Origin of the sequence: Mesorhizobium sp., from assembly GCF_004962925.1 — a bacterium.
Classification (GTDB): domain Bacteria; phylum Pseudomonadota; class Alphaproteobacteria; order Rhizobiales; family Rhizobiaceae; genus Mesorhizobium.
The window spans coordinates 1-340 of sequence record NZ_SUEO01000112.1 but is presented as its reverse complement, the minus strand read 5'-3'; the positions used below and the strand labels follow the sequence as shown (position 1 = coordinate 340).

Below are 340 nucleotides of genomic sequence, written 5' to 3'. Positions count from 1 at the left end.
GCCTGCATGCGCTGGGCCACCGCGGCCGGCGTGATTGCCAGACGGCGGGCCGCCTCGGCCAGCGAACCGAGTTCCGCCACGAGGAGGAAGGTTTCGAGAAAGCGTGATTCCATCGATAGAAAAACTATCATCAAATTATACGGCAAGCCATGTTTTCTTCTGTACGGCGTTGATGATAATCCGCCTTGAATTGGAGGGTTTCCTGTGGATCTCGAACTGAAGGGTAAGGTCGCGCTCGTCTTTGGAGCCGGCGGCGGGTTGGGCGGGGCGATCGCGCGGTCGCTGGCCGGCGAAGGCGTGCCCGTGGTCGTCGCCGACATCGACGAAGCGGCCGCTGAAA

At 61.5% G+C, this 340-nt stretch carries 1 protein-coding gene and 1 pseudogene; one reads left to right on the top strand and one right to left on the bottom strand.

Features of this window, described 5'->3' with window-relative positions; all coding sequences use genetic code 11:
• Positions 1-113 (bottom strand): LysR family transcriptional regulator (locus tag E5W87_RS36120; RefSeq protein ID WP_367118850.1); only part of this gene is annotated, 113 nt, incomplete at its 3' end.
• A 91-nt stretch (positions 114-204) separates the two neighbouring features.
• Between E5W87_RS36120 and E5W87_RS20950 the strand changes: the two are divergent.
• Positions 205-340 (top strand): annotated as a pseudogene (locus E5W87_RS20950) (3-oxoacyl-ACP reductase); the annotation flags it as partial.